This is a genomic window from Mesorhizobium sp. M7A.F.Ca.US.006.04.2.1, assembly GCF_004022915.1.
Taxonomy (GTDB): Bacteria; Pseudomonadota; Alphaproteobacteria; order Rhizobiales; family Rhizobiaceae; genus Mesorhizobium; species Mesorhizobium ciceri.
The window spans coordinates 1-476 of sequence record NZ_RZQA01001630.1 but is presented as its reverse complement, the minus strand read 5'-3'; the positions used below and the strand labels follow the sequence as shown (position 1 = coordinate 476).

The 476-nt window shown below is 57.4% G+C and carries 1 protein-coding gene; it reads left to right on the top strand.

The window, feature by feature from the left end; translation table 11 throughout:
• Nucleotides 1–85: 85 nt before the first annotated feature.
• On the top strand, nt 86–476 hold a 391-nt coding region (locus tag EN925_RS39130; protein ID WP_245487496.1), incomplete at its 3' end, for a DUF3592 domain-containing protein.

The following is a 476-nucleotide window of genomic DNA, read 5'->3' as shown; positions in this document are numbered from 1 at the left end:
GCCTTTTCAGATTTGCGAAAATACAAGACATTGCCGCCGCCATGCTGTCTATGTGCGGGTTCCTGCACTCCTGGGGGGAGACGAGTTGGAACTCAAGATCATGCTTGTCGGCTTTGCCTGCGTGGTCGCGGGCGCGCTGTCGTTCATCACCTTCATGAAATGGCGAGAGGTGAAGGCACTCAGCCGCTGGCTGCCGACGCCGGGAAAGATCATCTCGTCGCGCGTCGAGGCACGCGAGGTCAGAAGCTCGGGCGTTGGTTCGGACAGCACTGATACCACCGAAATGCGCAATTTTCCGGCGATCACCTTCGAATACAAGGTTGGCGGCAAGAAATTTCAAAGCTCGCGCTACAGCGTGAAGGAGAATTTGGGGAATTTCGAAGTCACCGAAACCCTTGCCCAGTTTCCCCGCGGCGCGGAGGTGACTGTCTTCTACAATCCGGCCGATCCGAGCAAAGCCGTGATCGAGCGCACCA